This window comes from Salipiger sp. 1_MG-2023, assembly GCF_030547555.1.
GTDB lineage: Bacteria > Pseudomonadota > Alphaproteobacteria > Rhodobacterales > Rhodobacteraceae > Salipiger.
In genome coordinates this window covers 1-23,956 of the sequence record NZ_JAUOQN010000023.1, presented here as the reverse complement: position 1 = coordinate 23,956, position 23,956 = coordinate 1, and the positions used below count along the sequence as shown (strand labels likewise).

Below are 23,956 nucleotides of genomic sequence, written 5' to 3'. Positions count from 1 at the left end.
CCCACATCTGGAGCATCCAAAACGATTTAGACGAGGCAATCCTTTCGGATACGACAACTGGCTTCGATCAGCTTGTTGGATGCAGGACGAATTCGCAGCGAGCGTCGATCCAGAGATGCCGCAATTCGTGCCAGCACGCGGAACACAACCGCCGCAGATGGCGTCGCGTTTGCCTCCTGCACCCGCCCCCGACCACACGAGCCTTGTGATCGACTCAAACGATAAACAGCGCCTCATCACCGGCGCCGCGATGAATCACGACCCCATTAGCCTTGCCCACCCGGACCGGTACAAAGGTCTCGACATCTACGTTGCCCGAACCGTGACGAGCCACCGCCACCTGCTCGACATGGCTGTCGATCGGCCACCTGGCGGTATTTTGCAACCACTTTCCGATTTCCGGCGCTGCCCATGTCATACGCCAGAGCCGCAGCGACTGCTCCGCTCAGGCACTCTGGACGCAGTGAGATTCCCCAAATCTCAGCGCCTGTCCGCAATGGTCGGCCAGCCTCCGGCGGGAGTTTATTCGGCAAGATGAAGACAAGGCGCCGCGCCCATCTTCATCTTGCTGAATAAACTCCGGGGGGAGCCGAAGGCGGGGGGCTGGCCCCCCTCTGCTCTCTGCGCCTATGCCGAAGCTGGGGTATAGAACAGCCCACCCGGAGACGGCGTAAAGATCTCGGCCCTGTCAGAGGTCACACCGACCGAATGCTCGAACTGTGCCGACAGGTGCTTGTCGCGGGTGATCGCCGTCCACTCGTCTTTGAGCACCTTGGTTTCGGGACGGCCGAGGTTCACCATCGGCTCGATGGTGAAGAACATGCCCTCCTCGAGCACCGGCCCGGTTCCGGGGCGGCCATAATGCAGTACATTGGGCGCGGCGTGGAACACCCGCCCAAGGCCATGGCCGCAGAAATCTCGTACCACCGACATGCGATGGCCCTCGACAAAGCTCTGGATGGCGTGGCCGATATCGCCGAAGGTCTTGCCCGGTTTGACCGTATCAATGCCGATCATCAGCGCGTCATGGGTCACCTGGATCAGCCGCGCGGCAAAGGGTTTCGCCTCTCCTGCGACATACATCCGCGAGGTATCGCCGAACCAGCCATCGACGATCACCGTGACATCGATATTTAGGATATCGCCGTCATACAGCGCATCATCGGTGCGCGAATGGGTGTCATTCTTCCACTTGGGGATCTTGCTACCGGGAATCCCGTGGCACACCACGTGATTCACCGAAATGCAGCTGGCGTGCTGATAGCCCTTGTAGCCGATGGTGGCCGACGTCGATCCGCTGGCCGCGACCAGTTCGCGGATGATCGCCTCGAGCCCGCCGGTTGTCTGGCCGGGAAAGACGTGCGGCACAAGATCGTCGAGGATCTTGGCCGCGACAGCTCCTGCCTTCGCCATGCCGGCGAAATCATCTGCTTCGTGAATGCGGATACCGTCCCGTGTGAGGCGGCCGGTGTCATGTCTCAAGGCTGCGCGCTCCGTCTGCGTGTTGGTCATCTATTTAGACGTAAAGGGTGGAAGATGCCAGTGGAGAGCCGCCCCTGACGCCCCTTGCCTGCAAGGAATGTGCATTAATCGCAGGGGTGGAAGGGCAGCGGCGCGCCAAGGAACACAGACGTTGACGTAATGTCGCAGCCAAAGGCGAGGGTTTCGACGCCTCTTTCCGTGGCTTGCGCCCAGGCGCGCGCATAGGCCGGGTCGATGTCGGCGGCGAGGCTCACCGCGGTGCAATCGGTGCGCTGCACGAGATACAGCATCACCGCCCGCTCCCCCGCCTCGGCGCGGATCGCCAGCTCGGCCAGATGCTTTGCGCCGCGCGTCGTCACCGTGTCGGGGAACTCCGCAAGGCCGCGCGTTCGGCTGAGCGTGACCGATTTCACCTCGACCCAGGCAGGGACACCACCGCCCTCAAGCAGGAAATCGATGCGGCTGTTCTCGCCGTAGCGGACCTCGGGGCGCACCGTCGCATAGCCCTCCAACCCCGGCACACCGCGTTCAAGCGCTGCCCGCAGCATCCGGTTCGGCACGCTGGTATCGACGCCGATGAAGGCACCGCCCACCTCGGCCAGCCGCCATGTATATTTCAGTTTGCGCTTGGGATCGTCGTTGGGTTCAAGCCAGATCCGCGTGCCGATCTCCTTCATCCCGGTCATCGCGCCGGGGTTGGCGACATGAGCGGTAATCTCGCGCCCGTCGTCAAGCCGCGCATCCGCGAGGAAGCGCTTGTAGCGGCGGATCAGGGTGGCGGGCACGAGCGGGGTTTGAAAGCGCATGGCGTGGGCCTATACCATTGCAGAACAAGCGCCAAGGAGGGCAGCGCCATGACCAACCCCACCGCCGCCATGATCGTCATCGGAGACGAGATCCTGTCAGGCCGCACCCGCGATTCCAACATGCACTACCTTGCGCAGGAGCTGACCAAGATCGGCGTCGACCTGCGCGAGGTCCGGTTCATCGCCGACGACCCCGAGGCGATCACCAGCACCGTCAAGGCGCTGAGCGCCGCCTATGGCAGCGTCTTCACCTCGGGTGGGATCGGGCCGACCCATGACGACATCACCGCCGATTGCGTCGCCGCCGCCTTTGGCACGCCCATCGGCGTGCGCGAAGATGCCTATCAGCTACTGCATGCCCATTACGACCGGCAAGGCAGCGAGTTCAACGAGGCCCGCCAGCGCATGGCGCGTATCCCCGACGGGGCAAAGCTGATCGACAACCCGGTATCGGTCGCGCCCGGCTTCATCATTGCCAATGTGCATGTGATGGCCGGGGTGCCCGCCGTGTTCGAGGCGATGCTGGCCAGCGTCTTGCCGACGCTGACGGGCGGCGCTCCGCTGCTGTCGCAGACCCTGCGCATCCAGCGCGGCGAAGGCGAGATTGCCGGCCCGCTCGGCAAGCTGGCGGTGGAATATGCCGACCTGTCCATCGGCTCCTACCCGTTTCAGAAGGATGGCATCTACGGCGCCAACATCGTGATCCGTGGACAGGATGGCGCGCGGGTCGACGCGGCGATGATGCGGCTGGCGGAACTGTTCCCCGCATGACCCCGGCGCTGCCCCGGCTTTACGAGGCCATCGACGGCACATGGCCCTGCGCGCGCGCTGTCACCGCCGGGCCGTGGACATTGCGCGAGGGCGATGGCGGCGGCAAGCGGGTGTCCTGCGCCACCGCAACCGGCGCGTGGACCCCGGACGATCTTGCCGCCGCCGAAACCGCCATGCGCCTGCTGGGGCAGGACGCGCTGTTCATGCTGCGCGCAGGCGAGCGGCGCCTTGACGATGCCCTCGACGCAGCCGGCTACGATCTGATCGACCCGGTGAACCTGTGGGTGCTGCCGGTGGCCGCGCTGATTCCCGAGGACATGCCGCGCGTGATGACCTTTGCCGTCTGGGAGCCGCTGGCGATCATGCGCGAGCTTTGGGCCGAAGCGGGCATCGGCCCGGCGCGGCTGCGGGTGATGCACCGGGTCAAGGGCCCCAAGACCGGCATTCTCGGGCGGCTGGCCGACAAGCCTGCGGGAACCGGATTCTGCGGCATTCACGAGGATATCGCCATGGTCCATGCGCTGGAGATCCGACCCGCCTACCGTGGCAAGGGGCTGGGCAAATGGATGATGCGCCGCGCGGCGATCTGGGCGCAGGACAACGGCGCGCAGTGGATGGCGGTGCTGTGCCTTCAAGACAACGCTGCGGCCAACGGGCTCTATGCTTCCCTCGGCTTCGAATGCGTGGGACAGTACCATTACCGCATCAAGACAGAGGCCGCGACATGACGAAGGACCTGCCGACCGCTCTCGACCTGCCAATGGTCGATCCGCTGCCCGAGAAGACGCAGAAATATTTCGACATCTGCGAAGAAAAACTTGGCATGGTGCCAAACGTGCTCAGGGCGCATGCCTTTGACATCGCCAAGCTCGACAGCTTCACCGCGCTCTACAACGAGCTGATGCTGGCCGACTCGGGCCTGACCAAGCTGGAACGCGAGATGATCGCCGTCGTGGTGTCATCGATCAACAAGTGCTTTTACTGCCTGACCGCCCATGGGGCGGCGGTGCGCGCGCTGTCGGGCGATCCCAAGCTGGGCGAGATGCTGGTGATGAACTGGCGCGTCGCTGATCTGCCCTATCGTCAGCGCGCCATGCTGAGCTTTGTCGAAAAGATGACCAAGGCCAGCGCCGAAATCGCCGAATACGACCGCGAGGCGTTGCGAGATGCCGGTTTCAGGGACCGTGACATCTGGGATATCGCCAATATCACGGGCTTTTTCAACATGACCAACCGGGTGGCCTCGGCCACCGCCATGACCCCGAACGATGCCTATCACGCGCAGGCTCGCTAAGGCGCTTCTGGTCCTGCTGGCCGGACCGGCGGCGGCGCTCGATCTGGCGCTGCCGGGCGGCGCGCGGCTGATGAGCGAAACGGTGAGCGATCCGGGCAGCTACGCGGTGCCGACCGGGCCTTGGACACAAAGCGGCGTGCCGGATCTGGTCGTCGAAGGGCGCATTCTGCGGCAGGCGTGGCGCATCGACTCGAGCGATCTGACCACCTTACAGATCCTGTCTCCGCTGCGTGACGGGCTGGTGGCACAGGGCTATGACGTGGTGTTCGAATGCCGCACCACGCGCTGCGGCGGCTTTGATTTCCGCTTTGGCACCGAAGTGATCCCCGCCCCCGAGATGTATGTCGACCTGACCGCCTTTCGATTTCTGGCGGCGCGGGGGCAAAAGGGCGACTGGGTAACCCTGCTGGCCAGCAAATCCGGCGCGGCGGGCTATCTTCAGCTTGTTCAGGCGGGCGAGGCCGTCGCGCCCCGGCCCGAGGTCGCGCCGGTTGCCATCGCGCCCCCCACGGACATCGCGGCAGAGCTGGAAGCGGTGGGGCACGTGATGCTGCCGGATCTGCTGTTCGAAAGCGGCTCGGTCGAACTGGGCGGCGATGTGCTCTCGCTCGACGCGCTGGCGGGTTATCTGGGCGACAACCCCTCGCGGCGCATCGTCTTTGTCGGGCACACTGACGCGGTCGGCTCGCTTGATGCCAACACCGCGCTGTCGAAACGCCGCGCCGGGGCGGCGGTGAGCTACCTGATGCAGCGGGGCGTCGCGCAGGGGCAGGTTTCGGCCGAAGGGGTAGGCTATCTTGCGCCCATCGCCAGCAATCTGACCCCCGAGGGACGAGAGGCGAACCGGCGGGTCGAGGCGGTCCTGCTGCCCTAAAGCGTGTCGAGATACATCCGCACCGCGTCCTGCACATGGCGAAAACGGTCGCCGCCAAGATGCTTGCCGCCGTACCAGCGGGTCACCACGACAAGATGGCCGCTCAGCCCCTCGCGCTCCAGCATCCGCAAGATCACCATGCCCGCACCGCTTTCGCCGTCGTCGTTCTTGATCGGGCCGCTCTCCAGCAGCAGACCCCATGTGTTATGCGTTGCCTTGGCGAATTTCTTCTTGCGGCAAAGCGCCTTGATCAGCTGCTTGGCCTCGGCGTCCGAACCGCAGGGCGCGCCCGAAACGGCGTATTTCGAATCGCGATCCGAGATGATGTTGTCGAGCGTGCGCATGGCCCCGGTGTAGCCGGGCCGCGCCATGCGGGCAATGCCGCGCCGCCCGCTGGCAGGCGCAGATCAGCTTTGCCTGTCCAGCCGTTCCTCGATGGCGCGCAGCCGCGCGATGACCTCGTCGCGGTGGTCGGATGTGGCGGCGTTGGATTCCTCGGCATGGGCATCCTGCATCGAGTTGACGATCAGGCCGACCACAAGGTTCACCACCGCAAAGGTGGTGATCAGGATGAAGGGCACGAAAAAGATCCACGCTTCGGGATGTGTCTCCATCACCGGGCGGACGATGCCCATCGACCAGCTTTCCAGCGTCATCACCTGAAACAGGGTGTAGAGCGAGGCGCCAAGGCTGCCGAACCAGTCGGGGAAGGTGGCGGCAAAGAGCTTTGTCGCGATCACGGCGGCGATGTAAAAGATCACCCCCATCAGCAGGAACACCGAGGCCATGCCCGGCACCGCAGCGATGAACCCCTCGACCACCCGGCGCAGCGTCGGCGCCACCGACACCACGCGCAACAGCCGCAGGATGCGCAGCGCCCGCAGCACCGCCAGCCCCTGCCCGGCGGGCACCAGCGCAATGCCGACGATGATGAAATCGAAGATGTTCCAGCCGCTGCGAAAGAACCGCCCGCCGCGCGCGATCAGCTTGGCCGTCAGCTCTGCCACAAAGATCGCAAGGCAGGCGGTATCCAGCGCCACGATCAGCGGCCCAAGCTGCGCCATGACCGCAGGCGAGGTTTCCAGCCCCAGAATCACGGCATTGAACAGGATCACCGCGATGATCACCGTCCGGGTCACCGGGTGATCGACGATCCGGGCGAGGCTCTGGCGCATTGAGGAAAGGCTCCGATAAGGTGAACGCCTTGCATCTAAGCAGGCCAGCCGTCCGGGTCCAGAGCATCCGCACGTAAAAAACGCTCCGGCACGAGGCCGGAGCGAAGGTCAGGTCTTGGTGAACAAGACATGAGGAAGAGCAGTCAGGTCAGGCAGTTACCAGTTGGTCGGGCCTTTGTCGGCAAAGGCATGGGCGAGAAAATCGATGAAGGCGCGCACCTTGGGCTGGGTAAACCGACCCGGCGGATAGACGGCATAGATGCCTTGCGTTTCGACTGGCAGATCGGGGATGGCATCGACGACAAGGCCATCCCGCATCGCCTCGGAATACAGGTAAGAGGGCAGGTAGGCGATGCCCAGCCCGGCGATGCAGGCATTCAGCAACGATTGCCCGTCGTTCACCGACAGCCAGCCCGCCGTGCGCACCTGACGCTTTTCACCCGACGGCGCGGTAACCTTCCAGACATTGCCCGAGGATTGGTTGGAATAGTGCAGCAGCTTGTGTTCGTTGAGATCATCGATGCGCATCGGCCGACCGTATTTCTGGAAATACGACGGAGAGGCGATCATCCGCTTGGTGGTTTCGGTCAGCTTGCGGGCGCGCAGCGTGCTGTCTTCAAGCTCGCCGATGCGCAACGCCATGTCGAAGCCTTCCGAGATCAGCTCGACGTAACGATTGTTAAGCACCATGTTCACGGTGATGTCCGGGAAATCCGCGAGGAATTCCCCCAGCATCGGCGACAGATGGTTGACGCCGAAATCGGTCGCGACCGAAATCCGCAGCAGCCCCGAGGGCGCCGATTGCATCGAGGTCACCAGCGCATCCGCCTCGCCCGCGTCGTTCAGAACCCGCCGGGCCCGGTCGTAATAGGCCAGCCCGATCTCGGTCGGGGACACCCGCCGGGTGGTGCGGTTCAACAGCCGCGCCCCAAGCCGGGCCTCGAGCGATGAGACGTGTTTGGACACCGCCGATTTCGAGATGCCCATCTTCTTTGCCGCGTCGGTGAAGCCTCCCTGGTCCACCACCATGGCAAAGGCCTCCATCTCGGTCAGGCGATCCATCACCGTCTCCTTCATCGTACTTGCCTTGACTGGAACGGCTTCATCGTTCCGCTAGACACTAGCTATGCAGGGCAATTCGGGCACGATTGGGACGCTGGCGCGACAATGGCGGGAATTCTTGGCGCACTGTCGGGCCGCCGGAAACCGCACGGCGGCGCAAAAAACGCCGCGCCCCAGAAAGGGACGCGGCGCGCTCAATAGCGTTGTGCCGATGCGTCAGGCGGCCTTTTGGTTGTGGCGGCCTTCCTCGACCTCCTCGACGATCTTGGCGACAAATGCCTCAAGGTCGTCCGGCGTGCGGCTGGTGATGATCGCGCTGTCGCACGCGACAGGAACATCCACCACGCGGGCCCCGGCGTTTTTCAGATCGGTGCGGATCGACGGGTATCCGGTCATCTCGCGGCCCGCGACGATCTCTGCTTCGATCAGCACCCATGGGCCATGGCAGACCGCCGCGATGGCCTTGCCCTGATGGGCGAAGGCACGCACCAAGGCGATGACCTCGGGTTTGGTGCGCAGGATGTCCGGGTTGATCTGGCCACCGGGAATGACCAGCGCGTCATATTTCGTGGCATCCGCATCCTCGACCGCAAGGTCTGCCTCGGCCTCGCGGCCCCAGTCGGTGCCTTCCCAGCCCGTGATCGCCTTGCCGTCAAGCGTGGCGACATGCACCTCTGCGCCTTTGGCGCGCAGCTGATCGCGGGGGAATTCAAGCTCGGACTGCTCGAACCCGTTGGTGGAGATGATGAGGATCTTTGCTTCGGTGATCTTGGCCATGGTGAGCCTCCTTCCAGTGTCTTTCAGTTATGGGGACAACGCCGAAAGGAGGGGGCTACGTTCCAGAACCGGCGATAACGCCTGCGTGAGCTACAGCCGTGCCGCCAGCCGCACCCCCTGATCGATGGCGCGCTTGGCATCCAGTTCGGCAGCCACATCGGCGCCGCCAATGACATGCACTTCGCCGGGAAGATCCGCGAGATCGCGCAGGCTTTCCTGCCCGGCGCACAGCACCACATTCTCGCAGGCGATCAGTTCTGGCACGCCGTTGCGCAGGATGTGCAGCCCCTGCGCATCGATCCGCTCATAAGTCGCGCCGCCGATCATCTTCACGCCCTTCATCGTCAGGGAAGCGCGGTGAATCCAGCCGGTGGTTTTGCCAAGCCGCCTGCCGGGGCGTTCCGCCTTGCGCTGCACCAGCGTCACGGCGCGCAGGGCCTTGTCGGGCTGCGGGCCTTCCTCGGCCAGCCCTGCTCGCGCCTCTGCGGGATCGGTGACGCCCCATTCGCGCAGCCAGTCGGGCAGGTTCAGGGTCGGGCTTTCGCCGGTCACAAGGTATTCCGCCACATCGAAGCCAATGCCCCCCGCGCCGATCACCGCAACGCGTGGGCCAACCTCGGCACCGCCGCGCAACACATCGATGTAGCTTAGGACATTCGGCCCGTCCTGCCCCGGAATGCCGGGGCTGCGCGGCAGCACGCCGGTGGCAACAACCACCGCGTCAAAGCCTTGCAGCGTGGCCGCCTCGGCGCGGGTGTTCAGCCGCAACTCCACGCCGGTCTCGGCCAGCATCGCGCTGTACCAGTCGACGAGGCCGTGGAATTCCTCTTTGCCCGGCACCCGGCGCGCCATGTTGAGCTGGCCTCCGATCTGCCCATCGGCTTCGAAAAGCGTGACACGGTGCCCGCGCTGCGCCGCCGTGATGGCGCAGGACAGGCCGGCAGGGCCAGCGCCAACCACGGCAATATCGCGTGGCGCGTCCGCCCGGGCGATCGACAGCTCAGTCTCATGCCCCGCGAGCGGGTTCACAAGGCACGATGACACCTTGCCCTGAAACGTATGGTCAAGGCAGGCCTGATTGCAGGCGATGCAGGGTGCGATCAGTTCGGCCTGCCCCGCCCGCGCCTTGGCGACGAAATCGGGATCGGCGAGGAAGGGGCGCGCGAGGCTCACCATGTCGGCCGCGCCAGAAGCCAGCAGATCCTCGGCGACCTGCGGCGTGTTGATCCGGTTCGAGGTGATGACAGGGATGCCCACCTTGCCCATCAACTTGCGCGTCACCCACGCCCAGCCAGCGCGCGGCACCGAGGTGGCGATGGTTGGCACCCGCGCCTCGTGCCAGCCGATGCCGGTGTTGAGAAGGCTGGCCCCGGCGGCTTCGATCGCCTGCGCCAGCTGCACCACCTCGTCATGGGTAGAGCCGCCCGGCACGAGATCGATCATCGAGATCCGGAAGATCACGATGAAATCCTGCCCCACCGCTGCGCGCACCCGTTTCATCACCTCGATGGCAAGACGCATCCGATTGTCATAGCTGCCGCCCCAGTCGTCACTGCGCCGGTTGGTGCGGGCGGCAAGGAACTGGTTGATCAGGTAGCCTTCGGACCCCATGATCTCGACCCCGTCATAGCCCGCCTCGCGGGCGCGGGCGGCGGCGGTGGCCATGTCGGCGATCTGTTTTTCGATGCCCGCCTCGTCAAGCTCGGCCGGGGCAAAGGGCGAGATCGGAGATTTGATCGCAGAGGGGGCGACGCAATCCTTGCCATAGGCATAGCGCCCCGCGTGCAGGATCTGCATGGCGATGCGCCCGCCTTCGCCGTGGACCGCATCTGTTACGCGGCGCTGGTTGGCGATGCCCTGCGCATCGAACAGCCCCGCCGCGCCGGGAAACACCGCGCCTTCGGCATTGGGTGCCATGCCGCCGGTGACGATCAGCCCGGCGCGGCCCCTTGCCCGCGCCGCATAGAATGCCGCAACGCGGGACCAGTCACCGCGCTCTTCGAGATTGGTATGCATCGATCCCATCAGCACCCGGTTGGGCAGGGTCAGATGGCCAAGATCGAGCGGCGCGAACAGGTGCGGATACTGGGTCATGCGGGTCTCCTTTCGAGGGCAGAGACTGCCCCGCGCCCGCCCGCCTGTCGCGCGAAACGTCGCGTCAGGAATGGGTGACGAAGGCCTCGATCAGCGCCGCACACCGTGCCGCCGGGGGGAGCGGACCAACATCTTGCGACAGCCGTGGAAATGACAGGCTAGGGTCAGCACAATCCTTCGCGCAGCGCAGCGGCATGGGTGGCGGAGGCGACGACCGCGAGAGTGGACGAAGTGCGCGCCCCCCAAGAATGACGTTTGCCATGAATGTCCGCTCAACCCGTTAAGGCGGCGCCCGAAGCAATGATGGCAAACGCACCGTTGCGTCAAGGTCAGGGGCGCCTCAGCGCCCCCGTAGATCATTCCGCCGCGTTCGCCTTTGGCAGCACCCAGTGCTCGCGCGGGAAATGGCAGGTGTACCCGGCAGGAAAGCGCTCGAGGTAATCCTGATGCTCTGGCTCGGCCTCCCAGAATGGCCCGACCGGCGCGATCTCGGTCACGACCTTGCCCGGCCAGATCCCCGATGCGTCGATTTCGCCGATCAGCTCTTCGGCGATCTGTTTTTGAGCGTCATCAACGTAATAGATGCCCGACCGATAGCTGGTGCCCAGATCATTGCCCTGCCGGTTCAGCGTGGTCGGATCGTGGATCATGAAGAACACCTCGAGCAACTGCCGGAACGAGATCCGCTCGGGGTCGAAGATTATTTCGATGCCCTCGGCATGGGTGCCATGGTTGCGGTAGGTCGCGTTGGGCACGTCTCCGCCGGTATAACCGACACGGGTGCCGGTGACGCCGGGCAGCCTGCGGATCAGATCCTGCATGCCCCAGAAACAGCCTCCGGCCAGAACAGCGCGCTCGCTCATGCCACGTCCTCCACCTGCTGAAGATAGGCGCCGTAGCCTTCGGCCTCCATGTCGTCGCGATGGATGAACCGCAGCGAGGCCGAGTTGATGCAATAGCGCAGCCCGCCACGATCCTGCGGCCCATCGGGAAACACATGCCCCAGATGCGAATCGCCATGGGTCGAGCGCACTTCGGTGCGGATCATGCCGTGGGAGACATCTCGCAGCTCGATCACATGCGCAGGCTCGATGGGCTTGGTAAAGCTCGGCCAGCCGCAGCCGCTTTCATACTTGTCCGCCGAGGCGAACAGCGGCTCGCCAGACACGATGTCCACGTAAATGCCGGGGGCCTTGTTCGACAGGTACTGGCCCGAGCCGGGGCGCTCGGTGCCGTTTTCCTGCGTAACGCGGTACTGCTCGGGATCGAGCGCGGCCACAACGTCGGGATTGCGTTCATACGCCATGAGGGGTCCTCCATGATCTGTCCTGTCCAAGATGGGGCGCGTTTGCATCTTTTGCAAAGGCTTCTCGCGCGGGCGTGAGCGGGCGGGTTCCCGCTGATCTGTACGCGGTGGCGACTGACCGCCGCTTCCGCCCCCCTGTTCCGGCAGTCTGCCGCCAGCCCGCAAAGGCATGGGATCCCGCCGGCCCCGCCGGGCATTGGTCTGCATCCCACGCAAAGGAGCATCCAGAATGACCAGCCGCAGCACCTCCCGAACCGCCCTTGCCGCTCTGCTCGTCGCCAGCCTTGCCACAGGCGCAGCCGCACAAGCCGCCAACGACCTTACCGCGCAGGCGCAGGCAGATGCCGCCGCCCGGCTCGAGGCCGACAGCCCGCTGGCCCCGCCGCCCGAAACGCTCGCCGAACTGGTTGGCAGCCTAAGCGGTGACGGCGTCGCCGTGCCGATGGAAGACATGCCCGAAGGCACCCAAATCGAAACCCTCAGCATCACCGAATTGCCGAGCGATTCCACCGGCTCGGGCAATGACGCGGCCCTGGATACGGCCCTGTCCCGCGCGCAGACCCAGCTCGACATGCTGCAGACCCGCATCGACGGCGATACGTTGCTGACAGAGGCGCTAGAGGCCGATGGCGTCACCTCGGATCAGGTGCTGGGGGTCTACTCTTCGGGCAGCGGTCAGGTGACGGTCCTGATTGACGATCGCAGCTGACGGTCAGCTTAGGCGCAACGCCGCCCAGCGCGCCGCGTCGCGCAGCGCCTCGTCCGGCTCGTCGCACAGCGCCTGCACGGCGGGGCGCAGCGCCGGGTCGGCGGAATTGCCAATGGCATAGCAGACATTGCGCAGGAACCGGTTGCGCCCGATCCGCTTGATCGGCGAGCCCGAGAACAGCGCCCGAAACCCGGCGTCATCCAACGTGGCAAGCTCTGCCAGCGACGGCCCGATCAGCTCATCCCGCGCGTGGTATTTCACCTCGGCGGCACTCTGGGCAAACTTGTTCCAAGGGCAGGCGGCCAGGCAATCGTCACAGCCATAGATGCGATTGCCCAGCAGCGGGCGCAAAGCCTCGTCCACCGGTCCGGAATGCTCGATCGTCAGGTAGGAAATGCACCGCCGCGCATCCAGCTGATAAGGTGCCGGGAACGCATCCGTCGGGCAGACATCAAGACAGGCCCGGCACGAACCGCAATGATCGCGCTCCGCCGCGTCAGTTTCCAGTTCTAGCGTGGTGAAAACCGCCCCGAGAAAGAACCACGAGCCCAGCTCACGACTGACCAGATTGGTGTGCTTGCCCTGCCAGCCCAGCCCCGCCGCCTGCCCCAGCGGCTTTTCCATCACCGGGGCGGTGTCGACAAACACCTTGATCTCGCCCCCGGCCTGGTCGATCAGCCAGCGCCCCAGCCGCTTGAGTCGCTTCTTCACCACATCGTGGTAATCGCGGTTCTGCGCATAGACAGAGATCGCACCGCGCCCGCCCTGCCCGACGATCTCCATCGGATCGAACGGCGGCGCGTAATTCTCTGCCAGCATGATCACCGATCGCGCCTCGGGCCAGAGCGCCGCCGGATCGCCCCGCCAGGCCGTCCGCTCCGCCATCCAGCCCATCTGCCCATGATAGCCGGCGTCCAGAAACGCCGCCAGCCGCCCCGCCGCCTGCGGCACATCCCATGGCCGACACACCCGGCACGCCGAAAACCCGGCCACCCGCGCCTCCTCGACAAGCGCCGCCTTCAAAGACACGCGCCCGGCCCTTCTTCTGGCCCGCAATATCCCGGGGGGAGCCGCAGGCGGGGGGCTGGCCCCCCTCTGCCCTCGCGATCAGAAGTCCAGATCGGCATATTGCGGCGGCGGCGGAAAACCCGACACCTGATCGGCAAGGATATTGCGGAACGCAGGGCGCGACTTGATCTTCGCATACCAGTCCTTGACCGTCTGGCTGCGGTTCCAGTCCACATCCGAGATATAATCGAGCGACGACAGATGCGCCGCGGCGGCGAAATCCGCCAGCGTCATCACATCGCCCGCCAGCCAGCGCCGATGATCCAGCAGCCACGCCATGTAGTCGATGTGATATTTGATCGCCTTGGCACCGGACTTGACGTTGCCACTGTCCGGGAACCCTGCCTTCATGATCTTCTTGTTCACCCGCTCATACAGCAGCTTCGACGTCACCTCATTGTGAAACTTGTCGTCGAACCAGCTGACGATGCGGCGCACTTCGTAGCGGGCATCGGCCGAGCGCGGCATCAGCGGCGGCTCGGGGTACTTTTCCTCGAGCCATTCACAGATCGCGGCGCTTTCGGACATGATCTTGTTGTCGATGCGCAGCACCGGCACTTTGCCCGCCGGGTTGCGGCGCATGAAATCGCTGCCCTTTTCCCAATACCTCTCCTCGATCAGCTCGCACTCGATCTTCTTCTCGGCAAGGCTCAGCCTGACCTTGCGGCAGAACGGCGACAGCGGCACATGATAGAGCTTTGCCATGGGAGCGATAGTATCCGGGAAGACAGGGAAATCCGACCTCATGTGTGCCTTCTATCCCGCCCGGTTGCAACTGTGCGCGTGATTCTCCGCGGTTTTCCTGCCGGTTTCGCCACGCTGCCAGCGGTTTTGAACGCTCATTCAGGCGCGCGGGGCATCACACGACCTCGATCACGTCCTTGTCGATGGCCAGCACATAGCCCTTGCGCGCAATGGTCTTGACCAGAAGCTCGCTCACCATCTGATTGCCCAGCCCGTCGCGCAGCCGCTTGATGCGCATCGCCCCGGCGGATTCCTCGCAGTCAGAGGTGGGTTTGCCCGAAATCATCGCCTCGACCTCGATCCCCGACAGCATTTCGTCATCCATGCGGGCCTCGGCAAGCACCGCGAGGGTCTCGATCATCGCCTCGGTCAGCTTGAACCCCATGGTATTGAGGTAAACGGTATTTTCCTCGCGCGAAATGATCAGCGAGCTGACCTGAATCCCCGATCGTTCGATCTGCGCCATCCGTCGGTTCAGCGTCACCAGCATGACAAGGCAGACCAGCGCCGCCACCAGCAGCGCGGCGGCGAACAGCAGCAGCACCAGAATGACCATGCGGTAGCTGGTCAGCGTATCGGCAAAGACGGTGCCCGACTGCGCAAGGATCTCGAGCAGCTTGACCTCACCCTGCCCGGTCAGCGCATCGTTCTGCACAAAGATGCGTTCGACCCGGTCATTGAAGGCATTGGCTCCGGGCAGGGTCAGCATCAACACCGCCGCCGTGCCGACCAGCAGCGCCGTGATCACGCCGATGCCGATGCTCACCAGCCGCGTGCCTGCCCGGCGGGCGTCAGTAACGGAGGTAGAACTCACCGGCATTCGCCTTCTGCTTGGCACCCGGCTCGTCGGGCGACAGGGACACGATGTTGAGCAACTGCCAGCCGCCTTGCGCAAGACGCGCGCGCAGCTGGGACTCAGCGGTGGACCGATCGGGGCAGGCCCCCGACAGGCGGGCGATACCAAAATGCAGGCGCAGCGGGCTGTCCTGCTTGGCCTTGTACTGGGCAAAACAATCGGCCTGCGCGGCGGCAGGCATCCCGATGACCAGCAGAGCGATGAGAAGGGCGTGTTTCATGACAGTATTCCTGCGCTGCCAGATCCCTGCAAGGCAATAGCGGCGGCGCAAAATCGGCCGGTTATCCCATAACGGCGGGCCGATATTGCCTGAAACCGCAGGGTAAGGCGACGGTCCGGCATGGCAAGCGCGCCACGACCGGCGCCTTCGCAAGCCCTCAGGAGATCGCCCATGTCCCGTCGTTTCATCTCTGCCGTTCTGGCCGTTTCGATGTCCATCACCGCCATTGTGCCGCTGACCGCGAGCCCGGTCGCCGCCGACACCACCCGCCTCGACAAGCGCAACGACGACGCCGCCAAGCTGATCGCGGGGGCGGCAGCGATTGCCATCCTCGGCGCTGCCATCGCCAACAAGGCCAAGCAGGACGAGAAACGCGAAAAAGACAGGAAAAAGGACAAGGATCGCCGCGAGGCCGAAAAGCACAAGCCCCGCTATGAACAGCCCCGGCACGAACAACCCCGGCGCGGCATCCAATTGTCACAGCGCTGCATCGTCGATCAGCGCGGACGCAACGATGCCTATGACGCAAACTGCCTTGCCCGGCAGGGGGTGCAGCTGCGCGATCTGCCCGGTCAATGCCGGGTCGCGCTGAACACCCGACACGGCAATGCGCTTGGCTTTGACGCGCGCTGCATTGATCGGTTCAGCAACCATGGCCGCGACAGGCAGAGCGGCTGGCAGCAAAACGAACGCTACAGCGCAACGCCCTACCTGCCGCGCCGCTACCCCGGCAACTGACGGCCGGATCGGCGCGCGCCACCCCGGCGCGCGCCCTGTGATCACAGGCTCATTCGCCCGGCGTGCCGTGCCCGGCCATGCCGCCCGAGATCTCTTCGGTCGATTCGTCAGATAACGGCGTTGGCAGCACAAGGTTCAGCACGATGGCCAGCAGCGCCGCGGGCAGAATGCCCGATGCGCCAAGGATGCGCAGCGTGTCGGGCAGATGTTGCAGCGCGTTGGGTGCCCCCGGCGGCACGTTCAACACCTCGAGTTGCAGCCCCAGCCCCACCGACAGCGACACCGCAAAGATCACCATGTTGCGCTTGTCCCACGTTACATCCGACAGCATCGACATGCCCGAGGCCACCACCATGCCGAACATCACGATAACCCCGCCCCCAAGCACCTCGATGGGCACGGTCCGGATGACGCCGCCGACCTTGGGCACAAGGCCGCAGACGATCAGGAAGATCGCGCCGATGGTCACCACGTGGCGGCTCATGACGCCGGTCATGGCAATCAGCCCGACATTCTGGCTGAATGAGGTGTTGGGCAGCCCGCCGAACATCCCCGAAATGAACGATCCGATACCGTCGGCATAGGTCGCGCCGGCGATTTCCTTGTCGCTCGCCTCGCGGCCCGCACCGCCCTTGGTGATGCCGCTGACGTCTCCGACTGTTTCAACCGCAGAGACGAAGGCCATCAGGCAAAAGCCGACCACCGCGGCAAAGCTGAATTCAAAGCCATATTTGAACGGCACCGGCAGGGCGAAGGCGGCCGAGTTCTGCCAGCTGGCAATAACCGAGTCGAACGCCAGCACGCCAATGCCCAGCGCGTAGAAATAGCCGACGACGATGCCCACCAGAACCGCCGAAATCGACAGCAGCCCGCGGGTGAAGAACTTGATCGACAGCGTGACGATCACCACCACCAGCGCGGTCGACCAGCTGGCAAGCCCGCCATAGCTCGGATTGCCCGACGCCTTGGCCGGCACTCCGCCCGCCGCGTATTCGATGCCGACCTTGACCAGCGCCAGCCCGATCATCGTGACCACAAGCCCGGTGACCAGCGGCGGCAAGGCAAAGCGGAGCTTGCCGATCACCGTGCCAAGACAGGCGTGAAACACGCCGCCGACCAGAATGCCTCCGAACAAGCCGGCCAGCGCATCGACCCCCTGCCCCGCTACCAGTGGGATCATGATCGGCAGAAAGGCGAACGAGGTGCCCTGCACGATCGGCAGCCGCGCCCCGACCGGGCCGATGCCGATGGTCTGGAACAGCGTCGCGATGCCGGCAAACAGCATCGACATCTGGATCAGGTACAGCAATTCGGGAAAGTCGGGCGAGTTCGAGCCGAATCCGAAGCCCGCCGCCCCCGCGACGATGATCGCCGGGGTGACGTTCGAGACGAACATCGCCAGCACATGCTGGATGCCCAGCGGTATCGCCTGAACGATGGGCGGGGTATAATTTGGGTCCGCCAGTTGCGCCGGCGTGCCGAGTGAGGCCTTGGTCATGGGGAAGCTCCCTGTCCCTTGGGTCCGCGACCTCTTGCCGGGCCTGCTGCGGAGGCGTGCGCCCCCGCCCAAAGGGTCAGGGGCCGGTCACGAGCAGCGGCTCTGCCAGCCAGTGCTCTTCGAGGTTTGCGCTGTCGCCGATGCGGTCGATCACTGCAAAAAGGCCGGGACCGTGCAGTGGGGTCAAAACCCCGTGCCACGTGCCCTTATGGAAATTGATAGCTTGTCCCGGCGCGGCGAGGAAAGCGTGAACCATCCCCGGAGGGGCCTCCGGGGCCTCACCTGCCTCAGCAGTAATCACCAGCCACGGGTTCTGGTGCATCGGCACAAACGCCTGCGAGCCCTCGGGGTGCCGCTCGAGCAGCTCGAGCGTATAGGGCAGCGCGCGCGGCTGCGCGTTGAACAGGCTGATCCCGGCGCGCCCATCGGCGCCGAAATCCAGCGCGGCGCGGTCGTGGTAGCGCCCGCAAAGACCCTGATTGATGATCTTGTCGGGATCGCCTGCGATCTCAAGGACATCTCCGAACGGGGCGAAGGCGGCAGCGCTCAGCGGCTTTGCGACGATGGTGGTCATTTCAGCGACAACGACACGTGGCGGTTCACGTCCTTGTAAAGCATGTAGCGGAAGGTCTCGTCGCCGGTGGCAATGCAGGCTTGCGGGCAAAAGGCGCGCAGCCACATGAAATCGCCGGGGCCGACCTCGACCCAGTCGCGGTTCAGCAGATAGCGCGCCGTGCCCGACAACACGTAAAGCCCGTGTTCCATCACATGGGTTTCGGCAAAGGGAATGCGCCCGGCGCTTTCGATATTGACGATATTGACGTGCATGTCATGGCGCAGGTCGAGCGGATCGGCAAAGCGCTGCGTTGCCCAGACCGCGTCGCAATCGGGCATCGGGGTGCGGGCCACGTCGCGCTCGTGGGTCACGAAGGCCTCGGGCGGCAGCATCCCCGGCACCGGGGTCCAGCGCTTGCGCACCCAGTGAAACCCGGCCGGAACCTCGCCGGTGTTCCAGATGCTCCACACCGCCGAGGGCGGCAGATAGGCATAGCTGCCCGCCTTCAGATCGTACGAGTCGCGGCCCAGCGTCAGGCGCATCTCGCCATGGGTGACAAAGATCACCCCCTGCGCGTCAGGGTCCGGCTCGGGATCGTTGCTGCCACCGCCGGGCGAGAGTTCCACCGCGTATTGCGCGAAGGTCTCGGAAAAGCCGGTCATCGGGCGGGCGAGAATCCACACCCGGTGCCCGACCCAGCCCGGCAGAAAGCTGGTCACGATGTCGCACATCACCGAAGCGGGGATGACGGCATAGGACTCGGTGAAGATCGCCGCGCTGGCGTCGGGTTCTCCGGCCTGACCGGGCAGGCCGCCGGGCGGAAAGGCGTAGGTCACGATGGGGTCATGCTTCAAAGCATTTGCTCCAGACGAAGCCGGGCGATGCGTTCGACCTGGCGGCAAGCCTCGTCGAATTCGGCCATGGTATCCTGTGCGAGCCGCCGTTCAAAGGCGGCAAGGATACCGGGCTTGTCGTGATCGCGCACGGCAATGATGAAGGGAAATCCATGCTTGTCCATATAGGCATCGTTCAGCTGGGTAAAGCGGGCGCGCTCTGCATCGGTCAGCGCATCGAGCCCGGCGCTGGCCTGTTCGGCGCTGCTGTCCTCGGTCAGCGCCTTGGCGGCGGCCAGCTTGCCTGCAAGATCCGGGTGGGCGCGCAATACGCCCATGCGCTCGGCATCCGAGGCGGTGCGCAGCACCCGCGCCAAGGCATTCGCCAAGCCCGCAGGCCGGTCATGCGCCGCGCCAAGTTCCAGCGCCCAGGCGCGCTCTGCGACCCATGGCGAATGCTCGACCACCTCGCCGAAGCGGGCAACAAAGGTCTCGCGGTCCATCTGGCTTGGCCGCTCCTTGCGCAGATGCGGATGCTTTGCCGCCCAATGCCGAGCGATGTCGATGCGGCGCGGGGTCCAGACCCCGTCGAACCGTTCGATGTACTCGAGAAACCGCTTCAGACCTGCAATCTTGCCCGGACGGCCAATCAGACGGTTGTGCAGCCCGATCGACATCATCGCCGGCTTGCCCGCCTCGCCCTCAGCATAGAGCATGTCGAAGGAATCCTTGAGGTAGGTGTAGAACATCTCGCCCTCGATCCAGCCCGGGCTGGTCGCGTAGCGCATATCATTGGCTTCCAGCGTGTAGGGAATGATCAGCTGATCACGGTCCCCGACTTCTAGCCAGTAGGGCAGATCGTCGTCGTAGCTATCGGAAATGTAATCGCAGGCACCGGTTTCGGCCACCAGCCGCACGGTGTTTTCCGAACAGCGCCCGGTGTACCAGCCCTGCGGGGGCGTGCCGACCACCTCGGTATGCAGCCGGATCGCCTCAAGAATGCTGGCGCGCTCTTCGGCCTCGGGCATGTCCTTGTGTTCGACCCATTTCAGCCCGTGCGAGGCAATCTCCCAGCCCGCGTCCTTCATCGCCTCGACCTGTTCGGGATTGCGCGCCAGCGCCGTGGCGACGCCGTAGATGGTCAACGGAATATCGGCCTCGGTGAACAGCCGATACACCCGCCAGAACCCGGCGCGGGCGCCGTATTCATAGATCGATTCCATGTTCCAGTGCCGCTGCCCCGGCCACATCGCCGCGCCCGGAATATCCGACAGGAACGCCTCGGAGGCCGCATCGCCGTGCAGCACGTTGTTCTCGCCGCCCTCTTCGTAATTGAGCACGAACTGAACCGCGATCTTTGCGCCTCCGGGCCAGTCGGCATCGGGGCGGTTCGGCCCATGGCCGATCATATTACGGGGATAGCGGTTCATGGCGGGCCCTCCTGAGTTGCATCCCTCCGATAATCGCGCTCTGATCGAAACGGAACACCCCGCGCACGACCAATCGTCGCGGATCTGCTGCTTTTCGCAGCATTGCCCGCAAAAGGAGCACAGCCGATGGCCGAAGGATATCTCACCACCCATGTTCTGGATACGGCAAAGGGCGTACCCGCCGAGGGGGTCAGAATCCAGCTGTACTGCCTTGCGCCCGAACGCGCGCTGGTTGCCGAAACCCTGACCAACGCCGATGGCCGCACCGACAAACCCATTCTGCCGAAAGAGGATTTCGCCCCCGGCACCTATGAGCTGGTGTTCTTCGCGGGCGATTATCTCAAGGCCACGGGGCAGGCCGGAGAGGCGCCGATGTTCCTAGATGAGATCCCGCTGCGCTTTGGCATGGCCGACGCGCAGGCGCATTATCATGTGCCGCTGCTGCTGTCGGCCTATGGCTATTCCACCTATCGCGGCAGCTGAACTGACGGCATCGTCAGTGGCCCCCCCGCCGATCTGCCGTTAGGCAGGGGGGCAAGCGGGCATGAGGCGATGATGCGGGTACTGGTGGTCGAAGACGATGCGCTGATCCTTGACGGGCTGACCGTCGGGCTGCGCCTGCACGGGTTTTCCCCCGAAGCGGTGGAAACCTGCGCCGATGCCAGCCATGCGCTGGAGGCGGGCGGATTCGATGCCATGGTGCTTGATCTGATGCTGCCCGACGGCTCCGGCGTCGATCTGCTGCGTGGGCTGCGCGCCCGGGGCGACAGCCTGCCGGTGCTGATGCTGACCGCCCGCGACACGCTGGAAGACCGCGTCGAAGGGCTCGACGCCGGGGCCGATGATTACCTCGGCAAACCGTTCGCCTTGCCCGAAGTGTCGGCGCGGCTGCGCGCCCTGATCCGCCGCGCTCAGGGCAGGGCCGAAAACACCGTGTCGTGGAACGGGCTAACGCTCGATACGGCGCGCATGGCGGGGCGCTATCGCGGCGTCGACGTGCATTTTGCGCGCCGCGAATTCGGCGTTCTGGCCGCATTGCTGGATCGCCCCGGCGCGATCCTTGGCAAGCAGGAGCTCGAGGAAAAGCTCTACGGCTGGCAGGAAGGCATCGAAAGCAACACCGTCGAGGTGCATATCCACCACCTGCGCGCCAAGCTGGGCAGCGGCTTTATCCAGACCGTGCGGGGGGCAGGCTATCGCCTCGCACCAGAGGTGCAGCACAGCGATGTACCCGAGCTGCGGCACAGCGAAGCGCCCGAAACATGACCAGTATCCGCAGCCGCCTGTTGCTGATCCTGCTGGCCGCCACCGGGGCGATCTGGCTGTGCGCCGTGCTCTGGGCCCAGCACAACACCCGCGCCGAGGTGATCCGCGTGCTGGACCGCCGGCTCGAGGAATCGGCCCGCATGGTGGCCTCCCTGATCGGCGAAGGCGGCGTCGGGGTCGAGATCGCGGGCCGCGCCCTGTCGCATGCCGGGCCTGAAGGCATGCGGCGCCAACTGTCCTGTCAGGTCTGGGGACTCGACGGGCAATATATCGGCGGCTCGCAGGGCGCGCCCGCGCAGCAGCTGGGCGACGGTGACGGCTTCAGCGAAACCAACGTCGACGGCGAGCAATGGCGCGTGTTTACCCTCGAAGAGCCGGGGCTGGGGTTTCGCGTCATGGTCGGCGACGCCGTCGCGATGCGCGACCATCTGGTCAGCGGCGTGGTCAAGGGGCTGGCGGTTCCGGCGCTGCTGGTGCTGCCGCTGCTGGCGGCGCTGATCTGGGTCATCGTCGGGCGTGGCATGGCCCCGCTCGACCGGCTGGGCAGGGCGCTCGCGGGTCGCGGACACGCCGACCTTGGACCGCTCGACGATCGCGGCGCGCCGCGCGAGCTGCGTCCGATGCTCGACTCGCTGAACGGGCTGCTGGCGCGGGTCAGCAGCGCCCGCGAGCGCGAGCGCAATTTCACCGCCTTCGCCGCGCATGAGCTGAAGACCCCGCTGGCCGGGTTGCGCACACAGGCCGAAATCGCCCGCCTCGCGCCAGACGAGGCCACCCGCGCCTACGCCCTGCTGCAGATCGAACGCGGGGTGAAACGCTCGGACCGCATGGTGCGCCAACTGCTCGAGATGGCGGCGGTGGATCGCGACACCCCGCAGGGCCCAAAGCGCGATGCCGCCGAGGTCTTGCGTGGCACCGTGGTCGAGCTGACCCCACTGGCCGACCGGCGCGGCGTCACGCTGTCGATCAACGCCCTGCCCGGCCTGTGGCAGACCGACCGCCCGCCGCTGCTGCACGCCGCCCTGCGCAACCTGCTGGAAAACGCCATCGAAGCCTCACCCGAAGGCGCCACGGTCGACACCGAGCTGTCGCGCGACGGGCAGACTGTGCGGTTTTCCATAAGCGATCGCGGCCCCGGCATCGCCGAGGCCCTCCGCCCCCGTGTCACCGAACGCTTTTTCCGCGCATCCAACAGCGGCACCGGCAGCGGGCTGGGCCTTGCCATCGTCGCCGCCGCGATGGAGCGCATGGGCGGAACGCTGTCGCTAAGCGCCCGCAGCGGCGGCGGCGAGCACGCCGAACTGATCCTGCCCGCCTAGATATGGACAGACGCCTTGGCGCGCATTACATGCACGACATGGCCAAACCGAAGACAGACCCGAATTACAAGGTGATCGCCGAGAACCGGCGCGCCCGTTACGACTACGCGATCGAAGACGATCTCGAGGTCGGCATCATCCTGTCCGGCTCCGAGGTCAAATCCCTGCGCGAGAACACCTCGAACATCGCGGAAAGCTACGCGGCGGTTGAAAACGGCGAACTGTGGCTGGTCAACAGCTATATCGCCCCCTACGAGCGCGCCATGTTCGGCCACGAGGAACGCAAGCGGCGCAAGCTGCTCGCCTCGAAAAAGGAACTGGCGCGACTGTGGAACGAGACCCAGCGCAAGGGCATGACCATCGTGCCGCTGGTGCTGTATTTCAACCACAAGGGCATCGTGAAGCTGAAGATCGGCATCGCCAAGGGCAAAAAGAACCACGACAAACGCGAAACCGAAGCCAAGCGCGATTGGAGCCGGCAGAAGCAGAGGTTGTTGAAGCAGGGGTGAACCACCCTATCTTGCAAGAATGATTCAGCCTCACAGTATTGAAATTTAACACTAAACTGGAGTGAAAAGTGAGCTTATTCCGGCCGAAGATCGCCCCAGAGGATATTTTCACCCCAAGGTCTGCCACAGTTAATCCACGCATTTATATCCCCCGCCCCGATCTCGAAGAAGAGCTTCGAGAAGGACTTTCCGAAAGTCAACATCTAGTGATATTTGGAGAGAGTGGAAATGGCAAGTCTTGGCTTTACAAGCAAGTATTTGAAGAATCAAAAGTATCATCCGAAGTTGTTAATCTTGTTCAAGCATCTTCGCTAGGAAGTCTCGGCGCTGCATTTGAGGATAAACTTGATCGCTTGGAAGAAATTGAAAAGTCCGAGTATGAACTTACGAAATCAGCCGGCGCGAAACCCGGCGGTGTTGGCCTTGACGTCGAAGGAACATGGAAATACGTCAGAGGTAGAAAAGAGCCTTTTGAGCGCCTTCTAGCATATGTGTCACATCCCGGCAGGTAATATGGCTGTTTCTTGAACAGCTCTGGCTTGAGTTTGTGCCAGTCCTTCATCGCGTGC

The 23,956-nt window shown here is 64.5% G+C and carries 29 protein-coding genes; 11 read left to right on the top strand and 18 right to left on the bottom strand.

The annotated features are described in order from the left end of the window. Positions 1 to 214 precede the first annotated feature (214 nt). The 3 genes from Q4543_RS12530 to sfsA all read right to left on the bottom strand — a co-directional run bounded on the left by Q4543_RS12530 (position 215) and on the right by sfsA (position 2,288). A complete protein-coding gene (locus tag Q4543_RS12530) occupies positions 215 to 385 on the bottom strand; it encodes a hypothetical protein (RefSeq protein WP_303438726.1) in 171 nt (56 codons plus the stop codon). A 242-nt stretch (positions 386 to 627) separates the two neighbouring features. Further along, on the bottom strand, positions 628 to 1,482 hold the full coding sequence (gene map / locus Q4543_RS12525) for a type I methionyl aminopeptidase (RefSeq protein WP_303438724.1): 855 nt from the start codon (positions 1,480 to 1,482) through the stop codon (positions 628 to 630). A 104-nt stretch (positions 1,483 to 1,586) separates the two neighbouring features. Then, positions 1,587 to 2,288: a DNA/RNA nuclease SfsA gene (gene sfsA, locus Q4543_RS12520; protein WP_303438722.1), complete on the bottom strand. Its 702-nt coding sequence runs from the start codon at positions 2,286 to 2,288 to the stop codon at positions 1,587 to 1,589. Positions 2,289 to 2,336: 48 nt separating this feature from the next. On the opposite strand from sfsA, the gene Q4543_RS12515 reads away from it, so the two are divergent. The 4 genes from Q4543_RS12515 to Q4543_RS12500 are packed head-to-tail and all read left to right on the top strand — an operon-like array spanning position 2,337 to position 5,227. Next, entirely contained in the window at positions 2,337 to 3,059 is a 723-nt protein-coding gene (locus Q4543_RS12515; protein ID WP_216004420.1) for a molybdopterin-binding protein, read from the top strand. Beyond that, positions 3,056 to 3,787 carry an N-acetyltransferase gene (locus Q4543_RS12510; RefSeq protein ID WP_303438719.1) on the top strand — a complete coding sequence of 244 codons (732 nt, stop codon included), beginning with the start codon at positions 3,056 to 3,058 and terminating at the stop codon, positions 3,785 to 3,787. Before Q4543_RS12515 ends, Q4543_RS12510 begins: the two co-directional genes overlap by 4 nt. Beyond that, positions 3,784 to 4,353: a peroxidase-related enzyme gene (locus Q4543_RS12505; RefSeq protein ID WP_303438717.1), complete on the top strand. Its 570-nt coding sequence runs from the start codon at positions 3,784 to 3,786 to the stop codon at positions 4,351 to 4,353. The genes Q4543_RS12510 and Q4543_RS12505 overlap by 4 nt, the downstream gene beginning before the upstream one ends. Then, a complete protein-coding gene (locus tag Q4543_RS12500; RefSeq protein ID WP_303438714.1) occupies positions 4,328 to 5,227 on the top strand; it encodes an OmpA family protein in 900 nt (299 codons plus the stop codon). The genes Q4543_RS12505 and Q4543_RS12500 overlap by 26 nt, the downstream gene beginning before the upstream one ends. Here the strand turns inward: Q4543_RS12500 and Q4543_RS12495 are convergent. The 7 genes from Q4543_RS12495 to msrB form a co-directional block, all read right to left on the bottom strand. Continuing rightward, entirely contained in the window at positions 5,224 to 5,571 is a 348-nt protein-coding gene (locus tag Q4543_RS12495; RefSeq protein ID WP_303438812.1) for a YigZ family protein, read from the bottom strand. The genes Q4543_RS12500 and Q4543_RS12495 overlap by 4 nt on opposite strands. Before the next feature lie 63 nt (positions 5,572 to 5,634). Then, positions 5,635 to 6,402 (bottom strand): ion transporter, encoded by a 768-nt coding sequence (locus Q4543_RS12490; RefSeq protein ID WP_216004416.1) that lies wholly within the window; start codon positions 6,400 to 6,402, stop codon positions 5,635 to 5,637. A gap of 156 nt (positions 6,403 to 6,558) precedes the next feature. After that, positions 6,559 to 7,464, bottom strand: a complete 906-nt coding sequence (locus tag Q4543_RS12485) for a LysR family transcriptional regulator (protein ID WP_216004415.1) — start codon at positions 7,462 to 7,464, stop codon at positions 6,559 to 6,561. Positions 7,465 to 7,680: 216 nt separating this feature from the next. Then, positions 7,681 to 8,241 carry a type 1 glutamine amidotransferase domain-containing protein gene (locus tag Q4543_RS12480; protein WP_303438711.1) on the bottom strand — a complete coding sequence of 187 codons (561 nt, stop codon included), beginning with the start codon at positions 8,239 to 8,241 and terminating at the stop codon, positions 7,681 to 7,683. Positions 8,242 to 8,331: 90 nt separating this feature from the next. Continuing rightward, positions 8,332 to 10,335, bottom strand: a complete 2,004-nt coding sequence (locus Q4543_RS12475; RefSeq protein ID WP_303438709.1) for an NADPH-dependent 2,4-dienoyl-CoA reductase — start codon at positions 10,333 to 10,335, stop codon at positions 8,332 to 8,334. A 356-nt stretch (positions 10,336 to 10,691) separates the two neighbouring features. Further along, complete coding sequence (gene msrA, locus Q4543_RS12470; protein ID WP_303438707.1) at positions 10,692 to 11,198, bottom strand: peptide-methionine (S)-S-oxide reductase MsrA; 507 nt, start codon at positions 11,196 to 11,198, stop codon at positions 10,692 to 10,694. Next, positions 11,195 to 11,641 (bottom strand): peptide-methionine (R)-S-oxide reductase MsrB, encoded by a 447-nt coding sequence (msrB, locus tag Q4543_RS12465; RefSeq protein WP_216004411.1) that lies wholly within the window; start codon positions 11,639 to 11,641, stop codon positions 11,195 to 11,197. The genes msrA and msrB overlap by 4 nt, the downstream gene beginning before the upstream one ends. Before the next feature lie 229 nt (positions 11,642 to 11,870). Between msrB and Q4543_RS12460 the strand changes: the two genes are divergently transcribed. Further along, positions 11,871 to 12,350 carry a hypothetical protein gene (locus tag Q4543_RS12460; protein WP_303438706.1) on the top strand — a complete coding sequence of 160 codons (480 nt, stop codon included), beginning with the start codon at positions 11,871 to 11,873 and terminating at the stop codon, positions 12,348 to 12,350. 3 nt (positions 12,351 to 12,353) lie between these two features. On the opposite strand, the gene queG is transcribed toward Q4543_RS12460, so the two are convergent. From queG to Q4543_RS12440, 4 genes are all read right to left on the bottom strand, one after another. Next, on the bottom strand, positions 12,354 to 13,379 hold the full coding sequence (queG, locus tag Q4543_RS12455) for a tRNA epoxyqueuosine(34) reductase QueG (protein WP_303438705.1): 1,026 nt from the start codon (positions 13,377 to 13,379) through the stop codon (positions 12,354 to 12,356). Positions 13,380 to 13,457: 78 nt separating this feature from the next. Further along, entirely contained in the window at positions 13,458 to 14,123 is a 666-nt protein-coding gene (locus tag Q4543_RS12450) for a glutathione S-transferase family protein (protein WP_216004408.1), read from the bottom strand. A gap of 154 nt (positions 14,124 to 14,277) precedes the next feature. After that, positions 14,278 to 14,982, bottom strand: a complete 705-nt coding sequence (locus tag Q4543_RS12445) for a hypothetical protein (protein WP_303438702.1) — start codon at positions 14,980 to 14,982, stop codon at positions 14,278 to 14,280. Further along, positions 14,954 to 15,238, bottom strand: a complete 285-nt coding sequence (locus Q4543_RS12440) for a hypothetical protein (protein ID WP_303438700.1) — start codon at positions 15,236 to 15,238, stop codon at positions 14,954 to 14,956. The genes Q4543_RS12445 and Q4543_RS12440 overlap by 29 nt, the downstream gene beginning before the upstream one ends. 171 nt (positions 15,239 to 15,409) lie before the next feature. Between Q4543_RS12440 and Q4543_RS12435 the strand changes: the two genes are divergently transcribed. Beyond that, positions 15,410 to 15,976 (top strand): hypothetical protein, encoded by a 567-nt coding sequence (locus Q4543_RS12435; RefSeq protein ID WP_303438699.1) that lies wholly within the window; start codon positions 15,410 to 15,412, stop codon positions 15,974 to 15,976. A gap of 49 nt (positions 15,977 to 16,025) precedes the next feature. On the opposite strand, the gene Q4543_RS12430 is transcribed toward Q4543_RS12435, so the two are convergent. The 4 genes from Q4543_RS12430 to puuE all read right to left on the bottom strand — a co-directional run bounded on the left by Q4543_RS12430 (position 16,026) and on the right by puuE (position 20,293). Beyond that, positions 16,026 to 17,474: a uracil-xanthine permease family protein gene (locus tag Q4543_RS12430; protein WP_303438698.1), complete on the bottom strand. Its 1,449-nt coding sequence runs from the start codon at positions 17,472 to 17,474 to the stop codon at positions 16,026 to 16,028. Positions 17,475 to 17,550: 76 nt separating this feature from the next. Continuing rightward, positions 17,551 to 18,048: an ureidoglycolate lyase gene (locus Q4543_RS12425; protein WP_303438697.1), complete on the bottom strand. Its 498-nt coding sequence runs from the start codon at positions 18,046 to 18,048 to the stop codon at positions 17,551 to 17,553. Continuing rightward, positions 18,045 to 18,866: a bifunctional allantoicase/(S)-ureidoglycine aminohydrolase gene (locus tag Q4543_RS12420; RefSeq protein WP_216004462.1), complete on the bottom strand. Its 822-nt coding sequence runs from the start codon at positions 18,864 to 18,866 to the stop codon at positions 18,045 to 18,047. The genes Q4543_RS12425 and Q4543_RS12420 overlap by 4 nt, the downstream gene beginning before the upstream one ends. Before the next feature lie 14 nt (positions 18,867 to 18,880). Then, complete coding sequence (gene puuE / locus Q4543_RS12415) at positions 18,881 to 20,293, bottom strand: allantoinase PuuE (protein WP_303438696.1); 1,413 nt, start codon at positions 20,291 to 20,293, stop codon at positions 18,881 to 18,883. Positions 20,294 to 20,419: 126 nt separating this feature from the next. Here puuE and uraH point away from each other — a divergent pair, with 126 nt between their 5' ends. The 5 genes from uraH to Q4543_RS12390 all read left to right on the top strand — a co-directional run bounded on the left by uraH (position 20,420) and on the right by Q4543_RS12390 (position 23,899). Beyond that, positions 20,420 to 20,776 carry a hydroxyisourate hydrolase gene (gene uraH / locus Q4543_RS12410; protein WP_303438695.1) on the top strand — a complete coding sequence of 119 codons (357 nt, stop codon included), beginning with the start codon at positions 20,420 to 20,422 and terminating at the stop codon, positions 20,774 to 20,776. Positions 20,777 to 20,848: 72 nt separating this feature from the next. Beyond that, complete coding sequence (locus Q4543_RS12405; protein WP_303438809.1) at positions 20,849 to 21,559, top strand: response regulator; 711 nt, start codon at positions 20,849 to 20,851, stop codon at positions 21,557 to 21,559. Beyond that, the gene (locus Q4543_RS12400; protein ID WP_303438694.1) at positions 21,556 to 22,878 is read left to right on the top strand and encodes a sensor histidine kinase; all 1,323 of its coding nucleotides are present in this window, start codon (positions 21,556 to 21,558) and stop codon (positions 22,876 to 22,878) included. The genes Q4543_RS12405 and Q4543_RS12400 overlap by 4 nt, the downstream gene beginning before the upstream one ends. Positions 22,879 to 22,916: 38 nt before the next feature. Continuing rightward, complete coding sequence (smpB, locus tag Q4543_RS12395) at positions 22,917 to 23,387, top strand: SsrA-binding protein SmpB (protein ID WP_216004460.1); 471 nt, start codon at positions 22,917 to 22,919, stop codon at positions 23,385 to 23,387. 68 nt (positions 23,388 to 23,455) lie between these two features. Then, positions 23,456 to 23,899 carry a hypothetical protein gene (locus tag Q4543_RS12390; RefSeq protein WP_303438693.1) on the top strand — a complete coding sequence of 148 codons (444 nt, stop codon included), beginning with the start codon at positions 23,456 to 23,458 and terminating at the stop codon, positions 23,897 to 23,899. The last annotated feature ends 57 nt before the right edge of the window (positions 23,900 to 23,956 follow it).

Coding starts and splice junctions, on each gene's coding strand:
- sfsA (WP_303438722.1), bottom strand. CDS start 2,288: ATGCGCTTTCAAACCCCGCTCGTGCCCGCCACCCTGATCCGCCGCTAC.
- Q4543_RS12515 (WP_216004420.1), top strand. CDS start 2,337: ATGACCAACCCCACCGCCGCCATGATCGTCATCGGAGACGAGATCCTG.
- Q4543_RS12510 (WP_303438719.1), top strand. CDS start 3,056: ATGACCCCGGCGCTGCCCCGGCTTTACGAGGCCATCGACGGCACATGG.
- Q4543_RS12505 (WP_303438717.1), top strand. CDS start 3,784: ATGACGAAGGACCTGCCGACCGCTCTCGACCTGCCAATGGTCGATCCG.
- Q4543_RS12500 (WP_303438714.1), top strand. CDS start 4,328: ATGCCTATCACGCGCAGGCTCGCTAAGGCGCTTCTGGTCCTGCTGGCC.
- Q4543_RS12495 (WP_303438812.1), bottom strand. CDS start 5,571: ATGCGCACGCTCGACAACATCATCTCGGATCGCGATTCGAAATACGCC.
- Q4543_RS12490 (WP_216004416.1), bottom strand. CDS start 6,402: ATGCGCCAGAGCCTCGCCCGGATCGTCGATCACCCGGTGACCCGGACG.
- Q4543_RS12485 (WP_216004415.1), bottom strand. CDS start 7,464: ATGGATCGCCTGACCGAGATGGAGGCCTTTGCCATGGTGGTGGACCAG.
- Q4543_RS12480 (WP_303438711.1), bottom strand. CDS start 8,241: ATGGCCAAGATCACCGAAGCAAAGATCCTCATCATCTCCACCAACGGG.
- Q4543_RS12475 (WP_303438709.1), bottom strand. CDS start 10,335: ATGACCCAGTATCCGCACCTGTTCGCGCCGCTCGATCTTGGCCATCTG.
- msrA (WP_303438707.1), bottom strand. CDS start 11,198: ATGAGCGAGCGCGCTGTTCTGGCCGGAGGCTGTTTCTGGGGCATGCAG.
- msrB (WP_216004411.1), bottom strand. CDS start 11,641: ATGGCGTATGAACGCAATCCCGACGTTGTGGCCGCGCTCGATCCCGAG.
- Q4543_RS12460 (WP_303438706.1), top strand. CDS start 11,871: ATGACCAGCCGCAGCACCTCCCGAACCGCCCTTGCCGCTCTGCTCGTC.
- Q4543_RS12450 (WP_216004408.1), bottom strand. CDS start 14,123: ATGGCAAAGCTCTATCATGTGCCGCTGTCGCCGTTCTGCCGCAAGGTC.
- Q4543_RS12445 (WP_303438702.1), bottom strand. CDS start 14,982: ATGCCGGTGAGTTCTACCTCCGTTACTGACGCCCGCCGGGCAGGCACG.
- Q4543_RS12440 (WP_303438700.1), bottom strand. CDS start 15,238: ATGAAACACGCCCTTCTCATCGCTCTGCTGGTCATCGGGATGCCTGCC.
- Q4543_RS12435 (WP_303438699.1), top strand. CDS start 15,410: ATGTCCCGTCGTTTCATCTCTGCCGTTCTGGCCGTTTCGATGTCCATC.
- Q4543_RS12430 (WP_303438698.1), bottom strand. CDS start 17,474: ATGACCAAGGCCTCACTCGGCACGCCGGCGCAACTGGCGGACCCAAAT.
- Q4543_RS12425 (WP_303438697.1), bottom strand. CDS start 18,048: ATGACCACCATCGTCGCAAAGCCGCTGAGCGCTGCCGCCTTCGCCCCG.
- puuE (WP_303438696.1), bottom strand. CDS start 20,293: ATGAACCGCTATCCCCGTAATATGATCGGCCATGGGCCGAACCGCCCC.
- uraH (WP_303438695.1), top strand. CDS start 20,420: ATGGCCGAAGGATATCTCACCACCCATGTTCTGGATACGGCAAAGGGC.
- Q4543_RS12405 (WP_303438809.1), top strand. CDS start 20,849: ATGCGGGTACTGGTGGTCGAAGACGATGCGCTGATCCTTGACGGGCTG.
- Q4543_RS12400 (WP_303438694.1), top strand. CDS start 21,556: ATGACCAGTATCCGCAGCCGCCTGTTGCTGATCCTGCTGGCCGCCACC.
- smpB (WP_216004460.1), top strand. CDS start 22,917: ATGGCCAAACCGAAGACAGACCCGAATTACAAGGTGATCGCCGAGAAC.